This is a genomic window from Mycetocola spongiae, from assembly GCF_020424085.1.
In the GTDB taxonomy this organism is placed as follows: domain Bacteria; phylum Actinomycetota; class Actinomycetes; order Actinomycetales; family Microbacteriaceae; genus Mycetocola; species Mycetocola spongiae.
The window spans coordinates 2,720,677-2,739,271 of sequence record NZ_CP080203.1 but is presented as its reverse complement, the minus strand read 5'-3'; the positions used below and the strand labels follow the sequence as shown (position 1 = coordinate 2,739,271).

At 66.0% G+C, this 18,595-nt stretch carries 15 protein-coding genes and 1 tRNA gene; 10 read left to right on the top strand and 6 right to left on the bottom strand.

The genetic code is table 11. The features are described from left to right. Positions 1–72: 72 nt before the first annotated feature. The 8 genes from KXZ72_RS12565 to pstB all read left to right on the top strand — a co-directional run bounded on the left by KXZ72_RS12565 (position 73) and on the right by pstB (position 9,001). Positions 73–750, top strand: coding sequence for a winged helix-turn-helix transcriptional regulator (locus KXZ72_RS12565; protein ID WP_226081273.1), 678 nt, complete (start codon positions 73–75; stop codon positions 748–750). Next, a complete protein-coding gene (gene mshD, locus KXZ72_RS12560) occupies positions 747–1,577 on the top strand; it encodes a mycothiol synthase (protein WP_226081272.1) in 831 nt (276 codons plus the stop codon). The genes KXZ72_RS12565 and mshD overlap by 4 nt, the downstream gene beginning before the upstream one ends. Before the next feature lie 73 nt (positions 1,578–1,650). Continuing rightward, a complete protein-coding gene (locus KXZ72_RS12555) occupies positions 1,651–3,825 on the top strand; it encodes an RNA degradosome polyphosphate kinase (protein ID WP_226081271.1) in 2,175 nt (724 codons plus the stop codon). Then, positions 3,826–4,764, top strand: coding sequence for an NUDIX hydrolase (locus KXZ72_RS12550; RefSeq protein WP_226081270.1), 939 nt, complete (start codon positions 3,826–3,828; stop codon positions 4,762–4,764). Between the two features lie 257 nt (positions 4,765–5,021). Beyond that, positions 5,022–6,128: a phosphate ABC transporter substrate-binding protein PstS gene (pstS, locus tag KXZ72_RS12545; protein ID WP_226081269.1), complete on the top strand. Its 1,107-nt coding sequence runs from the start codon at positions 5,022–5,024 to the stop codon at positions 6,126–6,128. Positions 6,129–6,209: 81 nt separating this feature from the next. After that, positions 6,210–7,148 carry a phosphate ABC transporter permease subunit PstC gene (gene pstC / locus KXZ72_RS12540; RefSeq protein ID WP_226081268.1) on the top strand — a complete coding sequence of 313 codons (939 nt, stop codon included), beginning with the start codon at positions 6,210–6,212 and terminating at the stop codon, positions 7,146–7,148. Further along, on the top strand, positions 7,148–8,203 hold the full coding sequence (gene pstA, locus KXZ72_RS12535) for a phosphate ABC transporter permease PstA (protein WP_226081267.1): 1,056 nt from the start codon (positions 7,148–7,150) through the stop codon (positions 8,201–8,203). The genes pstC and pstA overlap by 1 nt, the downstream gene beginning before the upstream one ends. An 18-nt stretch (positions 8,204–8,221) precedes the next feature. Further along, a complete protein-coding gene (gene pstB / locus KXZ72_RS12530; protein ID WP_226081266.1) occupies positions 8,222–9,001 on the top strand; it encodes a phosphate ABC transporter ATP-binding protein PstB in 780 nt (259 codons plus the stop codon). A 356-nt stretch (positions 9,002–9,357) separates the two neighbouring features. Here the strand turns inward: pstB and KXZ72_RS12525 are convergent, their stop codons facing one another. Beyond that, a complete protein-coding gene (locus tag KXZ72_RS12525; RefSeq protein WP_318999872.1) occupies positions 9,358–9,861 on the bottom strand; it encodes a DNA-directed RNA polymerase subunit beta in 504 nt (167 codons plus the stop codon). Between the two features lie 290 nt (positions 9,862–10,151). Between KXZ72_RS12525 and KXZ72_RS12520 the strand changes: the two genes are divergently transcribed. Then, a tRNA-Lys gene (locus KXZ72_RS12520) sits at positions 10,152–10,224 on the top strand. Between the two features lie 341 nt (positions 10,225–10,565). Further along, positions 10,566–12,428: a DUF5979 domain-containing protein gene (locus KXZ72_RS12515; RefSeq protein ID WP_226081265.1), complete on the top strand. Its 1,863-nt coding sequence runs from the start codon at positions 10,566–10,568 to the stop codon at positions 12,426–12,428. Positions 12,429–12,786: 358 nt separating this feature from the next. Here KXZ72_RS12515 and KXZ72_RS12510 read toward each other — a convergent pair whose 3' ends face one another. The 5 genes from KXZ72_RS12510 to KXZ72_RS12490 all read right to left on the bottom strand — a co-directional run bounded on the left by KXZ72_RS12510 (position 12,787) and on the right by KXZ72_RS12490 (position 18,547). Then, complete coding sequence (locus KXZ72_RS12510) at positions 12,787–13,995, bottom strand: dihydrolipoamide acetyltransferase family protein (RefSeq protein WP_226081264.1); 1,209 nt, start codon at positions 13,993–13,995, stop codon at positions 12,787–12,789. A gap of 4 nt (positions 13,996–13,999) precedes the next feature. Continuing rightward, positions 14,000–15,019 carry an alpha-ketoacid dehydrogenase subunit beta gene (locus KXZ72_RS12505; protein ID WP_226081263.1) on the bottom strand — a complete coding sequence of 340 codons (1,020 nt, stop codon included), beginning with the start codon at positions 15,017–15,019 and terminating at the stop codon, positions 14,000–14,002. Further along, positions 15,016–16,104 carry a pyruvate dehydrogenase (acetyl-transferring) E1 component subunit alpha gene (pdhA, locus tag KXZ72_RS12500; protein WP_226081262.1) on the bottom strand — a complete coding sequence of 363 codons (1,089 nt, stop codon included), beginning with the start codon at positions 16,102–16,104 and terminating at the stop codon, positions 15,016–15,018. The genes KXZ72_RS12505 and pdhA overlap by 4 nt, the downstream gene beginning before the upstream one ends. Before the next feature lie 194 nt (positions 16,105–16,298). Continuing rightward, positions 16,299–17,189: an NAD(P)-dependent oxidoreductase gene (locus tag KXZ72_RS12495; protein WP_226081261.1), complete on the bottom strand. Its 891-nt coding sequence runs from the start codon at positions 17,187–17,189 to the stop codon at positions 16,299–16,301. A gap of 5 nt (positions 17,190–17,194) precedes the next feature. Next, positions 17,195–18,547, bottom strand: coding sequence for an NAD(P)H-dependent oxidoreductase (locus tag KXZ72_RS12490; protein ID WP_226081260.1), 1,353 nt, complete (start codon positions 18,545–18,547; stop codon positions 17,195–17,197). Positions 18,548–18,595 lie beyond the last annotated feature (48 nt).

The window sequence follows — 18,595 nt, the reverse complement described above, 5'->3', positions numbered from 1 at the left end:
CGCCCCTAGTCACGGGGAGGAAATTCACAACAGTAGGATGGGCCTAGATCACCACCGGAGGAGAACGAACCCGTGGCACGACTCTTGATACTCACCAACCAGGGAGAGACCGAGGTGCTGCCCGCGCTCGGATTGCTCTCGCATCAGGCCCGCCAGGTTCCGGCCCGCGCCGATCGACTCGCGGCGGCCCCCGATTCGGATGCCGTGATCGTGGACGGCCGCGGCGATCTCGCGGCGGCCCGCTCGCTGTGCAAGATCCTGCACGGCACCGATCCCTCCACGCCGCTGTTTATTGTGCTGACCGAGGGCGGGCTGTCGGTGGTGAACGCCGACTGGGGCATCCACGATGTCCTGCTCGCGGGCATCGGCCCGGCCGAGCTGGACGCCCGCCTGCGGCTGGCGCTGGGCCGCGCCCCCAGCGAGCCGGCCGCGCGGCGCATCCAGACCTCGGGTGTCACGATCGACGAGACCAGCTATTCGGCCCGGGTCCAGGGGCGCGCGCTTGATCTGACCTATAAGGAATTTGAGCTGCTGCGGTTTTTTGTGGGCAACCCGGGGCGGGTATTTACCCGCGAGCAGCTGCTGAGCGAGGTCTGGGGTTATGACTATTTTGGCGGCACCCGCACCGTGGATGTCCACATCCGGCGGCTGCGCGCCAAGCTCGGCGATATGGAACAACTGATCGTGACCATTCGCAATGTGGGCTATCGCTTTAACCTCGCCGAAGACACCCCAGAGGAGACATCATGAGTAGTCCCCGGATTCGCCCCGCCGCCGATCTCTCCGAGCTTGAGGACCTCGCCGGCCGGGCCGCCGCGGTGGACGGCCAGCGCGCGTTTAACGATCAGGCGCTCTTCGCCGCCCGCGCGGGCTCCCGCACGGCCACGGTCCTGGACTGGGACGGCGAGATTCTGGGCGCCGCCCTCACCGGGGAGGGCGAGCTGGAGGCCGTGATCGACCCCGAGTATCGCCGCCGCGGCCTGGGCGAAACGCTGCTGAACGCGGTGCTGCAGCCGCAGATTCACGCGGCCTGGGCGCACGGCGATCACGAGGGGGCGCGGGCCCTCGCCCTGAAACACGGTTTTCGCCGCGACCGGGTGCTCTTCCAGCTGAGCGCCCCGCTCTCCGGCGAGGCGGCCCCCGCCGAGTCCTTTTCGACGTTTATCCCGGGCCGCGATGAGGAGGCCTGGGTCGCGCTGAATGCGCGGGTCTTTGCCGATCATCCCGAGCAGGGCAAGATCACGGTGGCCGATGTGCTCGCGCGCGAGGCCGAGCCGTGGTTTAGCGCGGAGAACTTCCTGCTGGCCCGGGAGGGCAATAACATCCTGGCCTATCTCTGGCTCAAGGTGGAGCCGGGGGCGAGTGACGGCGAGATCTATGTGATCGGCGTCAACCCGGAAAATGCCGGCCAGGGGCTGGGGCGTCGGCTCATGAATGCGGGGCTCGCCCGGCTGCGCGCGCTGGGGCTGAGCACCGCGAGTCTCTACGTGGACGAGTCCAATAGCGGGGCCGTTGCGCTCTATCGCTCGCTGGGTTTTATCGAGGCCACCGTGGATGTGCAGTACCGGAGGATATGAACGGCGAGTTAAATCGCTCGGGGATCGCGAAATATTCTTGGCGTTACCCCGAATAAGGTGCCACGATGGGTCAATGGCACTGCAAAATATTCCGATGGATACCGGCCTGGGCGGCGATGACGACGATTTTGATATCGAGGTCGACGCCATGGACCCGAGCCTCCCCGAGGGTCGCTATCTCGACCGCGAGCTGAGCTGGCTGGCATTCAACCAGCGCGTCCTGGAGCTCGCCGAGGATCCCACGATCCCCGAGCTGGAGCGCGCCAATTTCCTCGCGATCTTTGCCTCCAACCTCGACGAATTTTTCATGGTGCGGGTGGCCGGGCTTAAGCGCCGCATCCTGACCGGCCTGGCCGTGCCCACCAATGTGGGCCGCGCACCCTCGGATGTGCTGGGCGATATCTCGCTCAAGGCCCACGAATTGCAGGAGCGCCACGCGCGCGCCTGGCGCACCCTGGTCTCCCCCGCCCTCGGCGAGGCCGGCATCGGTGTTGTGAACTGGAGCGATCTGGACGCCGCCGATCGGGAACGCCTCGACGTCTATTTCGCCGATCAGCTCTTCCCCATCCTGATGCCGCTCGCGGTGGACCCCGCACACCCGTTCCCCTATATTTCGGGGCTGTCGATTAACCTCGCCATCCGCATCCGCAATTCCAAGACCGGCAGGCAGGAGTTTGCACGCCTTAAGGTGCCGCAGATGCTGCCGCGGTTCATTCGCGTGGACCGCTCGGAATCGCTGCGCAACGCGCGCTTCATCTCCCTGGAGGAGGTGATCGCCAACCACCTCGACGATCTATTCCCCGGCATGGAGATCCTCGAACACCACGTGTTCCGGGTCACCCGCAACGAGGACGTAGAGGTCGAGGAGGACGAGTCCGAAAACCTCATCCAGGCGCTCGAGCGGGAGCTGCTGCGCCGCCGCTTTGGCCCGCCCATCCGGCTCGAGGTCTCCGAGGATATGGACCCGGTCACGCTTGGTCTGCTCGTGCGCGAGCTGGATATCACCGAGCAGGAAATCTATCGCCTCCCGGCCCCGCTGGACCTCGGCGGCCTGTTTAGCCTGGGCGGGGTGGATCGCCCCGATCTGCGCTTCCCCAAGCGCCTGCCCACCACCGCGCTCGCCCTTCAGCCCTCCGAGGCCAATGGCAAGGTGGACTTCTTCGACGTGATCTCGCGCGGCGACGTCCTGCTGCACCACCCCTATGAGTCCTTTGCCACGAGCGTGCAGGAGTTCCTGGAGCAGGCAGCGGCCGATCCGCACGTGCTCGCCATTAAGCAGACGCTATACCGCACCTCGGGGGACTCCCCCATCGTGGAGGCCCTGATCCAGGCGGCCGAGGCCGGCAAGCAGGTGCTGGCGCTGGTGGAGATTAAGGCGCGCTTCGATGAGCAGGCCAATATCACCTGGGCACGCAAGCTGGAAAAGGCCGGCGTGCACGTGGTGTATGGCCTGGTGGGACTCAAAACCCACTGCAAGCTCGCCCATGTCATCCGCGCCGAAAACGGCCGGCTGCAGAGCTATAGCCATATCGGTACGGGCAATTACAACCCCAAGACCAGCCGCATCTATGAGGACTTCGGGCTGCTGACCGCCGATGCCCAGGTGGGCAAGGACCTCACCCGCCTCTTTAACGAGCTCTCCGGTTATGCCATCGAGAAGAAGTTTAAGCGGCTGCTGGTGGCACCCCTGCACCTGCGCAAGGGCCTGCTGAAGCATATCGATACCGAGCGTCGCAATGCGCTTGAGGGCAAGCCCAGCGGCATCCGCATTAAGGTCAACTCGATCGTGGACGAGGCGATCATCGACGCCCTGTATCGCGCAAGCAATGCCGGGGTGCCCGTGGAGGTCTGGGTGCGCGGCATCTGCAGCCTCACCCCCGGCGTGCCCGGGCTGAGCGAGAATATCCGGGTGCGCTCGATCCTCGGTCGCTTCCTGGAACACTCCCGCATCTTCGCCTTTGAAAACGACGGCGACCCGCATACGTTTATCGGCAGCGCCGATATGATGCATCGCAACCTCGACCGCCGGGTCGAGGCGCTGGTGCGGCTCGTGGAACCCGCCCACCTCCAGGAGATTCACGAGATCTTTGACCTCGCCATGGACCCCGGCACCTCGGCCTGGAATCTGGGTCCCGATGGCGTCTGGACGCGACACAGTTTGGACGCCGAGGGCGCGCCGCTGGTTGATCTGCAGGATAAACTGATGCAGCAGATCACGACCCGTCGACGCCCGAGGACCCGTAGGTGAATGAATAAAGCCGTTTATGCCGCCGGAGCGCTGTGCTGGCGCCCCATCGAGGGCAAGATCCACATCCTGGTGATCCACCGCACGGAATACGCCGATATCACCATTCCCAAGGGAAAGGTTGATCCCGGCGAGACGCTTCCGCAGACCGCCGTGCGCGAGATCAAGGAGGAGACCGGCCTCGGTGTGCGCCTGGGGGTACCCCTGGGCGTGAGCCGCTACCCCCTCGCCTCCGGCAAGGAAAAGGTGGTGCACTACTGGGCGGCCAAGGTCACCGAGGCCGCGGTGCGCGAGTCCACGTTCCGCCCCAATGGCGAGGTGGCCGCGCTGGAATGGGTCACGCTGCGCAAGGCCAAAAGCTATCTGAGCTTCGCCCACGACGTGGAGATCGTGGAGCAATTTGAGCGGCTTGTGGCCGAGGGGGTCACCGATACCTTCTCGATCACCGTGCTGCGTCATGCCAAGGCCACGTCGCCCTCGGAGTGGAACGGCCCGGATGCCACCCGCCCGCTGACCCCGCGCGGGGCCCGTCAGGCGCAGGCAATTGTGCCCACGTTGGAGGCCTTTGGCCCGCGCCGCATCGTGACCAGCGATGCCGTGCGCTGCGTGACCACGGTGGCGGCGCTCGCGGCCAGCACCGGAATCGAGCCCAAGCGCACGGCCCGGATCAGCCAGGACTCCTTCGAGGAGGGCACGGCCGATCCGCGCTCGGTGGTGGGTAAGCGCGTGCGTTCGGGTAAGAATGCCGTGATCTGCTCGCACGCCCCGCTGGTGCCCGAGCTGCTGCGCGAGATCGCCCTCGCCACCGGCAGCGTGACCGGCTCCTATCTACACAGCGCCGCGGCGCTGGGCACCGCCGCCTTCTCGGTGGTGCACCTCTCGGCGAGCAACCCGAGTTCGGGCATCATCTCGATCGAAACCCACGACGCACCCGACGTTTAGGCCCCCGGACCCCGCCCGGCGCGCGCCGGGCGGGGCCTATCGCGCCCCAAAATCGATGTTCCCTGTCCCCCTTGGGGTGACACCGGGCGGCACCGTTCCGCGTGTTCCCGAGGAAAATCGGCCCGCGGCACCGAGCATTCACTCGCGTTAACCTTCCGTTTACCCACGCATGGCAAGTTGGTCACCAACGGCGCATAGCGTACAGAACGAGCCCGCACCAGGAGCTCGTCCTGTGTTCATAACGAATGGATTTACTCGTGAAGTTTTCCCCGGTAGCCCGCGTCTCGGTCATCGCGGCCATTAGCGCCCTCGCTCTCACCTCCTGTGCGGCAAACGAGGGTGGCGCAACGCCCTCCGAGTCGGCCAGCGGAGCCCCCGCCAGCACCCTCTCGGGTGAGCTTGTTGGTATCGGAGCCTCCAGCCAGGGCACCGCCCAGGACACCTGGATCGCCGCCTTCCAGACCGCCAACGAAAAGGTCACCGTCAACTACGACCCCTCCGGTTCGGGTGCCGGCCGCAAGGCCTTCATCGCCGGTGGCTCGGCCTTCGCCGGTAGCGACTCGGCCCTGTCCGATGAGGAACTCGCCGGAAGCTTCGGCACCTGCAAGGCCGATACCAAGGCCATCGACATCCCCGTATATATCTCCCCCATCGCCGTGATCTTCAACGTCGAGGGAGTGAAGGACCTGAACCTCGACGCCTCCACGCTGGCCAAGATCTTCGCCGGCCAGATCACCTCGTGGAACGACCCCGCGATCGTGGCCCTCAACGCCGATGCCAAGCTCCCCGATGCCAAGATCAACGCCGTGCACCGCTCGGACGGATCGGGTACCACCAAGAACTTCGCCGACTACCTGAACCAGAACGCCGCGGATGTCTGGACCGAGAAGCCCGCCGATGACTTCCCCGCCGGCTTCGGCGGCGAGGGTGCCAACGGCACCTCCGGTGTGGTTGACGCCGTGACCAACGGCACCAACATGATCGGCTATGCCGACGCCTCGCGCGCCGGTTCGCTGGGTGTTGTCAAGATCAAGGTTGGCGAGAAGTTCGTTGGTTATAGCGCCGAGGCCGCCGCGGCCGTGGTTGCCGAATCGCCCCTCGTTGAGGGCCGCTCCGCCAATGACCTCGCGATCAAGCTCGACCGCAAGACCACCGACCCCACCCACTACCCGATCGTGCTCGTGAGCTACGCCATCGCGTGCGAGGAGTATAACGACGCGGCCCAGGCCGAACTGGTCAAGGGTTACCTCGGCTATATCACCAGCGAGGCCGGCCAGAAGGCAGCCGCGGAGAAGGCCGGAAACGCGCCCCTCTCGGCCGACCTGAGCGCCAAGGTCGCCACCGCGATCGCCAGCATCAAGTAATACACCCCACCCAGGCGTGGCCCGGCCTTTCTCAAGGCCGGGCCACGCTTTCGACCGAAGGATCACAGGGCCTCGCCTACCATGACCACAGAAACCGCACGGCCCAAGCCCGTCATCCGCCTGGGTGACCGCGTTTTTGCCCGGAGCAGCCTGATCGCCGGAAGCCTGATCCTCGTGGCCCTCGCCGCCGTGGCCATCTTCCTGGTGGTCGAGGCGATCCCCGCCTTCTCGGCCGATTCCACCCAGCTCAAGGGCTCCCCCTCCAGCTTCTGGGCCTATGTGGGCCCCCTCGCCTTCGGAACCATCTGGGCCGCGTTCCTCGCCCTGATCATGGCCGTTCCGCTGGCCACGGGCATCGCGCTGTTTATCAGCCACTATGCCCCGCGCCGCCTCGCCCAGACCCTCGGCTATGTGATCGACCTCCTCGCCGCCGTGCCCTCCGTGGTATTTGGCCTGTGGGGCATTAAGGTCCTCGCCCCCGCGGTGCAGCCGGTATATACCTGGCTCACCGAAAACATGGGCTGGTTCCCCCTCTTCGCCGGTCCGGTCTCCGGAACCGGCCGCACGATCCTCACCGTGGCCATCGTGCTCGCGGTGATGATCCTTCCGATCATCACGGCCATGGCCCGCGAGATCTTCCTGCAGACCCCCAAGCTGCACGAGGAGGCCGCCCTGGCCCTCGGCGCCACGCGCTGGGAAATGATCAAGATGGCCGTGCTGCCCTTTGGCCGCTCGGGCCTGGTCTCCGCCTCGATGCTGGGCCTCGGCCGCGCACTCGGCGAGACGATGGCCGTGGCGATGGTGCTCTCCCCGAGCGTCGTGGTGAGCTTTGTGCTCCTGCAGTCCACCAACCCCAATACGATCGCCTCCAATATCGCCCTGAACTTCCCCGAGGCACACGGCGTGGGCATTAACGTGCTCATCGCAACCGGCCTCATCCTGTTTGTGATCACGTTCGCGGTGAACTTCGTGGCCCGCGCGATCGTGGCCCGCCGCAAAGACTTCTCGGGAGCCAACTAATGTCGCATACAGCGCCTATTGCCAATGCCCTCACGGCCGGCAAGCTGCCCAGATTTGCCCCGCTGTGGATCTGCCTGGTCTCGCTCGCCGTGACCGCCGCGGTCTTCCTGATCCTCGGGAATGACTCGATTGCCGGAATCATCGTCACCGGGGCAATCCTGTTTGTGGTGCTGGTATATACCCTCTCGCTCGCCGTGGAGGGTGGCCGCAAGGCCAAGGACCGGCTGATGACCGCGCTGGTGACGCTCGCGTTTGCGCTCGCGCTGGTACCGCTGATCTCGGTGGCCGCCACCACGATCGGCATGGGCATGGCCCGTTTTGACCTGGAGTTTTTCACCTCCTCGATGCGTAACGTGACCGATGCGGGCGGTGGGGCGCTGCACGCGATCACCGGAACCCTGCTGATCACGCTGGCCACCGCGATCATCTCCATCCCGATTGGTATTCTCACCGCGATCTATCTTGTGGAATACGGCCGCGGCCGCCTCGCCAAGTGGATCACCTTCCTCGTAGACATCATGATCGGTATCCCGTCGATCGTTGCGGGTCTCTTCGCCTATGCCCTATTTGGCCTGATCTTTGGGCCCGGGGTGCGCATGGGTATCGCCGGTTCGATTGCGCTCTCGCTGCTGATGATCCCCGTGGTGGTGCGCTCGACCGAGGAGATGCTGAAGCTCGTCCCGAATGAGCTGCGCGAGGCCTCGCTGGCCCTGGGTGTGCCCAAGTACCTCACGATCCTGAAGGTGGTCCTGCCCACCTCGCTGGCCGGAATCATCACCGGCGCGCTGCTGGCCGTGGCCCGCGTGATCGGCGAGACCGCCCCGCTGCTGGTGGTGGCCGGATTCACCCAGTCGATGAATTACAACCTCTTTGATGGCCGCATGATGTCGCTGCCGCTCTTTGTATATAACTCCTATGCCCAGCAGGGAGCCGATCCGCAGCCCTATCTTGACCGGGCCTGGACGGGCGCGCTCACGCTGATTCTGATCGTGATGGCGCTGAACCTCATCGGCCGCCTGATCGCCCGCATCTTCTCCCCGAAGTTTTCCCGATAGAACACCCGAAGGATAACCGTGTCTAAGCGCATCGAGGTCCGCGACCTCAACGTCTATTACTCCAAGTTCCGCGCCGTGGAGGGTGTTTCACTCACGATCGAGCCGCGCAGCGTTACCGCGTTCATCGGCCCGTCCGGCTGTGGCAAGTCCACGTTCCTGCGCACGCTGAACCGCATGCACGAGGTCATCCCGGGTGCCCGCGTGGAGGGCGAGGTGCTCATCGACGGCGACGACCTCTACGGTCCCGGCGTGGACCCGGTGCTGGTGCGCCGCCAGGTGGGTATGGTGTTCCAGCGCCCCAACCCGTTCCCCACGATGTCGATTAAGGAGAACGTTCTCGCGGGCGTGAAGCTGAATAACCGACGTATGGCGAAGTCCGATTCCGAGGCCCTGGTGGAGTCCTCGCTGCGCGGCGCAAACCTCTGGAACGAGGTGAAGGACCGCCTGGATAAGCCCGGTTCGGGCCTGTCCGGTGGCCAGCAGCAGCGCCTGTGCATCGCCCGCGCGATCGCGGTATCCCCCGATATCCTGCTGATGGACGAGCCCTGCTCGGCCCTCGACCCGATCTCGACCCTCGCGATCGAGGACCTCATGGAGGAGCTCAAGCAGGAGTATACGATCGTGATCGTGACCCACAACATGCAGCAGGCCTCGCGGGTATCCGATAAGACGGCATTCTTTAACATCGCCGGAACCGGTGCCCCCGGAAAGCTCATCGAGTACGCGGATACCAATACGATCTTCACGCAGCCCTCCGTGCAGGCCACCGAGGACTACGTCTCCGGCCGCTTCGGATAGGCCCTCCCCGCGGCGCGGCCCGATACCCCGGATCATCTCCCCGATGATCCGGGGTTTTTATATCCCGGCGAACCCCGATCGGGGAGCGGGAAATCGCGGCAGGATCGATACCCGGGCGGCGGGGGACATCCGCCGGGGGCCAAGCGCGTGCGGCTTAAAAGAAGGTGCCAGGCCGCAGGAACGCCTCTCGGCGGAAGGCCGCTCGCGGCGGCAAAAATTGGAGCCCGGGGTTCTGCGGCCCGGCGTATTTAGTGTAACAAATCTCCCGCCGCGGTGTTCCCGCCCGGGGCCCAAATTTTTCGTTGAGCGCGAACGGGCGCGGAATCCGCGGCGCGGCGGAGGCCAAAAATATTCGTTTAGTCCAGCGAGTCGGTGCGCCAGAGCCGGGCGCAGGAGGCGAGATCGGAGGCGAATGTGCTGTAGCGCAGCGCGCGCCGCGTGAGCTCCCGTGCCCGCTCGGGGTGGATCAGCTCGGCATCCGCCGCGAGGGCGAGGCAACCGGCGGCACTCACACGGCAGAAGGCGGCGGCGCGCTCGAGGGCGATCGCAAAATCTCCCTCAAAGATGCCGCGCAGGATCTCATCGGCCAGGGCGGTGATCTCGGCCACGCTGGTCGGCTCGGCCGCGCCGGCCACCACCGGGTCGATGGTGATCAGTTCCTCCACGCCGCGGCGATAGACATAGCTCGCGGTCTCGGAGTCCTGGTGCACCAGCAGGCGGATGAGATAGATGCGCCAGAGCGCACCCGGCAGGCTGCGCGCGGTCGCGGAGGACCAGAGTTCGGCGATGGTCTCGATGCCGTGGTCATCGGTATAGGCGATCAGTCGATCGAGGATGCCTGAATCGGGATCGGCCCGCACCCGGGACAGCAGTGCGTGCGCGGTCTCATGCGAGATCCGGCTGGTTTCGGCCGGATCGGCTCCCCCGATAAACGCGGCAAAAAGCGCGCCGGGAAAGAGCGTGGGCTTATGAAATTCTTCGGCGATGACTGGGGTCCTTCCCGCGGATAAACGACGATTTCCAGGCTACCGCCACACCCGGCGAAACACTGTCCACGAACGGTCAGCGAAATCCGTTACACTGGTGATGTTCACCTTTTTATGATGGTCATTGGTCACGCCACTTTCCACCATAATTTGAATGAAATGTTGGGCCTGTAGCTCAGTTGGCAGAGCATCGGACTTTTAATCCGCGGGTCGCGGGTTCGAGCCCCGCCGGGCCCACTTCCTGGGGCGTCTTGGACGCACCCTTCTCCGGGCGGTCGCCTCGCGCACAGCGCTAATTGCGGCGCCCGCACCGCCGGTTTCTGCGCGGGCAGGGGCGGATGCGCGCCGCCCCGGGCCGATCCGCCAGGCGGGCCATCGGCGCCGGAAAATTCCTCACGAAATTCACGGGGTGCGCCTACAATACAGTGACATACCACCTGATATCTGCGTGGTGTGAACAAGGGGATACACCCCCGGTGACGGCGGGTGTGAAATAGGAAGCGGCGGCTCGGGGCGGTCTGTGGGCTCCCGCCGAGAGGGGCACACGGGACTCGTGTTGCTCCCTGATAAGGGGAAAAATGAATACACGTTCACACGCACGTCCGTCACGCCCTCCGCGGCCGCGACGCTCGCGGCTCGGCGGTGCACTTGCGCTGGGGCTTGCCTCCCTCCTCGCCCTCGCCGGGCTGAGTGCCCCGGCGAGCGCCACGCAGCTTGAGGGCATCACCCCCGGAAGCATCAGGATCACACAGACCTCCGGCGGGGTACCCCCGGTGATGCTCTATGACACGCTACGCGTGGATGCGGACTGGAGCGTTGATGCCTCCGCACAACCCGGCGATGTATTTTCCCTGCAGCTTCCCCTCGAGTTTCAGGTCAACGGCGGAGACCCCTTCCCCCTGGAAACCACGTCCCTCCAGCCGGCCGGATCCTGCACCGCGGTTCCCGCGCAGCTGCCCCTCCCCGCCCGCATCGACTGCATCCTCTCCGATTATGTGGCCGGCCGCGACTTCGTGGCGGGGAAACTCTGGTTTATCGTGAACGCGGTCACCGTGACGGAGAGCACCACCGTGGTTTTTGGCCTGGAAAGCGGCAGCGTCGCGATCCCGCTTCCCGGCGGAACGGGAATCGTCCCCCGCCCCTCCCCGATGCCCACCGAGATACAAAAGGGCGGCTTTGTGGTGCCGGGCAATGAGGACGTCATCGCCTGGAAGCTCGTGGCGCCCGGGGATCAGGTCAGCGGAGCGGGTGACCTGGTGATCCGCGATGTTTATGCCAATGACCTGGAACTGATCAGCGATAACCCAAGCTTCCCGTTCCTGGTGCACTCGATGCCCCGAACACAGGAGGCCTGGGAGGCGAATATCTGGGACCCGATCACCACCGCCACCGTGACCTTCGACCCGGAGAACCACGAGTTTAGGGTGAGCATCCCCGGCCCCATCGACCCCAATCGGTTTTATGAGGTCTTTTATCACACCCGCATCGCGGTGCCCCATTTCCCGGGAGATACCTTTTCCAATAGCGCAAGCTTTAACGGCATCGAGCGCACCGGCGTTGTCACGCTCAGCGAGACCGGCGGCGGAACCGGATCCGGCATCCCGCGCGGCGGCATCACCCTGGAAAAGCGCGTCCTGGGCGGGGCCCCCGCCGATATCCGATATACGGTGCGCGCCGAGTTCACCCGCTTTGGCGTGGCCGAAACCCGCGTCCTCACCCTCATCCCGGGATCCGCACCGGAGTCCCTGAATAACCTTCCCGCGGGCACCGAGGTCACCCTGAGCGAACAGCCGCCCGAGGGCGCCACCGCGCTGCCCTGGAATACTCCGCTATTCCAGGGCAACGGCGTGGTGGACCACGGCGATGGCACCGCGACGGTCACCGTGATCGCCGATGCACACATCAACATTCTGCTGATCAACAGCCTGCTTCCGCTGGAGCCCGGCAGCGGCGGACTCCGCATTACCAAGACGGTCACGGGGCTAAACACCGCGTCCCTCGCCCCGGGATCCACGTTCACCGTGGGCTATAGCTATCCCGCCGGGGAGGGCACCAGCACCGGAACCCTGACCCTCGCCCGGGATGGCTCGGCGGTACTCGAGGGGCTGCCCGCGGGAACCCTCGTGACACTCCACGAGGCACCCACCGCCGCGATGACCTCCGCCTCGGGGGAGGCCATTGCCTGGGGCGCACCGGAGTTCCGGATAGCCGGGGTGGCTCAGGGTGCAACGGCCACCGTCGCGATTCGCGCTGAGAGCACCGTGCAGGTTGATCTGGTGAACCCCGCGCTTCTCACCCCGACCGGCGCCGGAACGACGGGGCTCTCCGCCACCGGAACCTCGCTCGGCGATATCGCCCCGGCCCTGGGCGCGGCGCTGCTGCTTCTTCTCGGCGGAGCGCTTCTGCTCCGGAGGCGGGCGCACCCGGCGCATACACACTGATCGATAGAGAAGGGGGCCCGCTCCGCCATAACCGGCGCGGCGGGCCCCCTCCGTGGTACTGTCCGCGGTTCCGTACCCGGGCAAGGGGGCCCGGACCCGGGCGGAGAGTACCGGGTGATCTCCCCTCCCCCGCTCGACAAGATTGCGCTGCCGGCGAGGGGGCACCGTGCGGAAAATCGGAGCACGGAGAGGGGATTGCTGACCACCCATCGGACCGATCCTAGGCACCACAGCCCCGAGCCGGCCCGACAGAGATAAAGCGTTGGACTGTTTTGTCCGTCGCTATATCTAATCACTAACACTTGTAATCTGCCACCCGGACGGGGGGTATGTCGGGATTTTTAATGCGCCCTGTCGCCTAGCCGAGGAGCCGCCAGGGGTCCTCAACGAGGCCGCGCAGGGTCGCCAGGAACTCGGCGGCAAGCGCACCGTCGATGATGCGATGATCCGCGGAGAGGGTGAGCCGCATCCGCTCCCCGGGAACCACCACCCCCGCGCGCACCACGGGTTCCGCGAGAATCGCCCCCACCGCGAGGATCGCGCCCTGGGGCGGATTAATAATCGCATCAAAATGGGCCACACCAAACATGCCCAGATTGCTCACGGTAAACGTGCCGTGGGCCATCCGCTCCGGGGTGAGCGTGCGATCCTGGGCCGCCCGGATCAGCTCGCGGGAGAGGGCGGCCAGCGAGTCCAGCGCCCGGATATCCGCGTCCCTGATCACCGGGACCACAAGTCCCGCGGGTGCGGCCACGGCGATTCCGATATTCACAGCGCTATGCAGCAGCGTGGCGCCTCCCCCCTCGGGATCATGGGAGGCGTTCACCCCGGGGTGCGCGCGCAGCGCGAGGGCACTCGCGCGCAGCAGCAGATCGTTTACCCCGATACGCGGGCGGCCCGCCTCCTCCCGACCCTGGTTCAGCCGGGCCCGCACCTCCAGGAGGGCTCCGGCATCCGCGATGACCGTCACGCTGAAATGCGGGATATCCCGCGCGCTCTGGGCCAGGCGCGCCGCGATCACGCGGCGCACGCCGTCAAAGGGGACCCGCGTGGGCTGCCGGAAATCGGCCGCCTCCGGGATCAGGGGCGGCAGCGGCTCGGCCGCCGGCTCCGCGCCGGGCGCGGCACGCAGCGCCTCCACATCGGCGCGGATGATGCGTCCGCCCGGGCCACTCCCGCGCAAGGCGCTCAGATCTAGCCCCTCCTCGCGCGCGATTCGGCGCACGAGCGGGCTCGCCGGCGGGCGGACGCCGCGCCCATCGCTGCGGCTCGCGGCGGGCGCGGGGGCAGCCGCTGCGGGGGCCGCGGCCTCCCCCGCGACGGGGCCGGGCAATTCGGGCCCGGAGCCATCGTCCAGCAGCGCAATCGGCGTGCCAATCTCGGCCACGGTGCCCTCCTCCACGAGGAGGCGGTGCAGGGTGCCGGCCTCATAGGCCTCCAGCTCCATCGTGGCCTTATCGGTCTCGATCTCGACCAGGACATCCCCCACGGCCACCGTGTCCCCGGGGTGCTTGAGCCAGCGCGCGATCGCGCCCTCGGTCATCGTGTCGGATAGGCGGGGCATCATGATGCTAAGCACGGGTTTCTCCCGGGGTCTGGCGACGCCGTCCCACGGCGTCGAGGGTATCGTGGATGGCGGATTCCAGGTCCGCCTCGGAGGGGAGTGCCGCGGCTTCCAGCTCGGCGGCATAGGGCAGCGGCACCTCGGCCATGGCCACCCGGCGCACGGGCGCGTCGAGATAATCAAAGGCCCCATCGGAGATGGTCGCGGCCAGCTCGGCCCCGATCCCATAGGTGAGCCAATCATCCTCGATGATCACGGCGGCCCCGGTTTTTTGGACCGAGGCGATCAGGGTGGGCCGGTCCAGCGGGCGCAGGCTGCGCAGGTCGATTACCTCGATATCCAGCCCCTCGGACTCGGCCAGGCGCGTGGCCACCGCGAGTGCCACCGCGGCGGTGCGCGAATAGCCGATCAGCGTGAGGTCGGCACCCGCGCGGCTGATCCGGGCGCGGCCGATCTCCGCGGGTTCCAGATCCTCCGGGACCTCGCCGCGGGTGTTATACAGCGAGAGGTTTTCCAGGAAGAGCACGGGATCGTCATCGCGGATCGCGGCCATCAGCAGCGCCCGGGCATCGGCGGGGGTACTCGGGGCTACGACCTTCATGCCGGGGATAAACGCATAAAAGAGTTCGATATTTTGCGAGTGGGTGGCGCCGAGCTGTTGCCCGCCGCCGCCGGGCGTGCGGATCACCAGCGGCACACTGGTCTGGCCGCCAAACATGCCATAGATTTTGGCGGCGTTATTAACGATCTGGTCCAGCGCGAGCAGGGAGAAGTTAATGGTCATGATCTCCACAACCGGCCGCAGCCCCAGCATCGCGGCGCCGATCGCGGCCCCGGTGAACCCCTCCTCCGCGATCGGTGTATCGCGCACGCGCAGCTCACCAAACTCGGCCAGCAGGCCCTGGGTGATTTTATAGGAGCCCTCAAATACCCCGATCTCCTCCCCCATCAAAAACACGTCTTCATCGCGCAGCATTTCCTCGCGCAGGGTCATCCGCAGCGCCTCGCGGTAGGTCATCTCACTCATGCGTGGGCTCCGGGGATCGGGGCGGCCGGATACAGGGCCTCGCCCGGTAGCCTCCGCGAATCATTGGCCACCGCGGTGGCATAGGTATAGTCAAATAGCGTGTCCACGGCGGGCGGCGGGCTCGCCTCGGCGCTCGCGACGGCCGCCGCCACGATGCCCGCGATCTCCGCCTCGAGGGCGGCATCGGCCGCGTCGTCCAAGACCCCGGTTTCGCGCAGGCGCGCGCGCAGACCGGCCACCGGATCGGCCTCGCGCAGCGCGGCCACCTCCCCGGCATCGCGATAGACGGCGGGGTCCACCACCGAGTGTCCGCGCAGCCGGCCGCTCAGGGTTTCCAGGAGGAACGGGGTGCCCGCGCGGGCGCTTAAAATGGCCCGCTCGGCGGCGGCCCGGACGGCCTCGGGATCATTGCCGTCCACGCGCTCGGCGGGCATCCGATAGGCGGCGGCGCGGCGATAGAGTTCGGGTTCCGCGGAGGAGCGCTCCACGGTGGTGCCCATTCCGAGGCGATTATTAATCACGACAAATACGATCGGCAGGCCCCAGAGGGCCGCGATATTCAGCGATTCGTGGAACGCCCCAATATTGGTGGTGCCGTCACCCATCAGGCACATCACCACCTCATCGCCGCCGCGATAGTGGATGGCCTGGGCCGCGCCGGTGGCCAGCGGGATCTGGCCACCCACGATTCCATAACCTCCGAGCAGCCGCGCCTCGCGATCAAAGATATGCATCGAACCGCCCCAGCCGCGCGAGACGCCACCCGAGCGGCCGTAGAGCTCGGCCATAATCCGTCCCGGCTCGATTCCGCGCGCAAGCGCATAGCCGTGCTCGCGGTAATTGGTATAGAGATAATCGCTGGGCCGCAGGGCCGACATCAGGCCCACCACGGTGGCCTCCTCCCCGAGGTTCAGGTGGCAATAGCCGCCGATCTTGGCCTCGGTATAGGCGCGGGCGCTGCGCTCCTCGAAGCGCCGAATCAGGAGCATCTGCCGATAGTCCTCGAGGGCGCCCGGCGGGGAGCCCGCCTCCTCGGGTGTGCGTTTGGGGCGGGATTTATCCGGGGTATGTGCGCGTGCTGCCATCGTAGTTTTCCTCTCGGCGAACCCTCGTGAGGCCCATTTCCTGGGGCGCGCCGCGGGGAAGCGACACACCCCCTCGTTAATGACACTGAATCGTATCATTAAGTATCGCGGGATACGGAACCAACGGAACCCGGGGAAAAACACGGGCGGCGATCCCGGAACCTCCGGAATCGCCGCCCCCTACGCCGCCAAATCTAGGCGCGCGATGCGCGCTGAATCGTGCGATAGACCACCGTATGGTCCTCGCCACCCTCACCCGCGTCAACAACCCGCTCAAAGAGCGAACGCACGCCCTCGGTCACCACCAGATCCACGCCGCGTTCACGCGCGGCCTCGCGCACAAAATTCAGATCCTTAAGCTGATAATCCGCGCGACCACCCGGCTCAAAACGCTCATGGAGCCAATGCTCGCGTTTTTGCGCAAGCACCTCGGAGGATGCCAATCCCCCCGAGAGCACCTCCAGCAGCGACGCAATATCAAGACCGGCGGAGCGCGCCAATACCATCGCCTCCGAGATACTGGCCACCGTGGCGGCGACAATCATCTGATTACACGCCTTGGCCAACTCCCCCGAGCCCACCGGCCCCAGATGCCGCACGGTAGTCGCCATCGCCGCGCAGACCGGAAGAACCCGCCGCACATCGGCGGATTCCCCGCCAAGCATGATGCTCAGCCGGCCGCTCTCGGCCCCGCGGACGCCGCCGCTCAGGGGTGCGTCCACCACCCGCACCCCCTCCGCGGCGAGCTCCGCGGCATATGCGGCGAGCGCCACGGGGGAGACGGTACCCATCACAACAAGAATGGGGGCCTCCGCACCGCGCTCGCGCCACCCCACGAGAAGCCCGCGCGGCCCCTCCACAACGGCGCGCACATCGGGGAGATCCGGGAGCACGGTCAGGACGATATCGGCCGCCGCCCCCGCGGGGTCGGTGGCCACCCGCGTTCCGCGCCCGGCAAATTCGAGCGTTTTTGCGAGGCTGCGATTCCAGACGGTGAGGTCAAATCCCGCGGCCTCGGCATTGCGCGCCATCGGCAATCCCATCGCGCCCAGACCGAGGATCGATACCGTGTCCCGAATACCCACCGCGGCTAAACCTCGAGGAAGGTATCCGAGACCAGGGCCTCGGTCTCGCGGCGCAGCGTGATGGCCTCGCTCAGGCTCTCATCGATCACCACATCCTCCCAGCGCACGATCTGCCCCTTGGCGATCGGGTTTTTCAGCACCACGTGATGGGCCATCGCCACGGGCAGCGCCCCGGCGTCCACCGAGGCCTGGGCGGAGATGAGCTTGCCCCAGACGGTATAGCCACCCTCGCCGTCGAGAATATCCCCGGCGGCGAGATCCTTCTTCGCGGTGGCAACCACATCGGCATAAAATCCCACGGGCGCACCGGTGGGCACCCCGCGCAGCACGGCATTGGCGATCGAGATATTCAGCTCCAGCCCCACGTAGTGATACGGGCGATAAAGCGCCGCGTACTGATTGGTGGGGTCGCGGTGCCAGGGGTATTCGGCAAAGCAGCTCGCGACATAATCATTATTCGCCTTGACCACCACAAATACGCCCTCCTGGGTATTGTGATCAATCCACTCGCCGTCGCGCGTGACACTGGACATCACGTCCACGGTTCCGGAAACCTCCAGAACACCACCCACGGATTCGGGGCGGCAAATGGTCGCGATCTCCTCGAGGTTGCCGGGGGTAAAGGTCAGCCCCGAATCGGAGGGCTTAAGGCGCGCGGCATTGGCCACCGCGGCCATCTCGATCGCGGCCTTGGTGCCATCGCGGAACGACGTGTGCATATAGGGGTTGAGCTGGCCGGAATCGGTCAGTTCCTTGGAGAACTCCCAGTTCTCCCAGACGTTATCGGGGTTCATCTCGTGATAGTGCGGCAGGTACTTCGCACCCTTACCCGCGCAGACCACGTCAAAGCCCGAGGTGCGCGCCCAGTCCACAAGCTCCCAGATGAGGGCGGGCTGATCGCCATAGGCGAGCGAGTAGACCACTCCGGCCTCCTGTGCGCGGCGGGCCAGCGCGGGCCCGGCGAGGGCATCGGCCTCGACGTTCACCATGATGATGTGCTGCTTCTGGGCAATCGCGGCGAGAGCGTGACGGATGCCGATGATCGGATTTCCGGTGGCCTCCACAATCACGTCGATATCCGAACCAAAGAGCGCACCCGAATCGGCGACGATCGTGGTGGAGCGCGCGGCGAGGGCCTCGGGGATACTCTCGGCGATCGCCTCGGCGGGCCAGTCCACGAGCGCGAGTGCGCCGCGGGCGCGCTCGGTATTAATATCGGCAATCGCCACCACGTGAATGCCGGGGATATTGCGGGCCTGGGCGAGATACATGGTTCCGAAGCGTCCGGCACCGATGAGTCCCACCCGGATGGGGCGACCCGCTTCTTCGCGGTCGGTTAGGAGTGCATGGAGGTTCATTGCGGGGTCCTGTCTGGGGTAGTAGATCTGTGTTCTGAACGTGTGTTC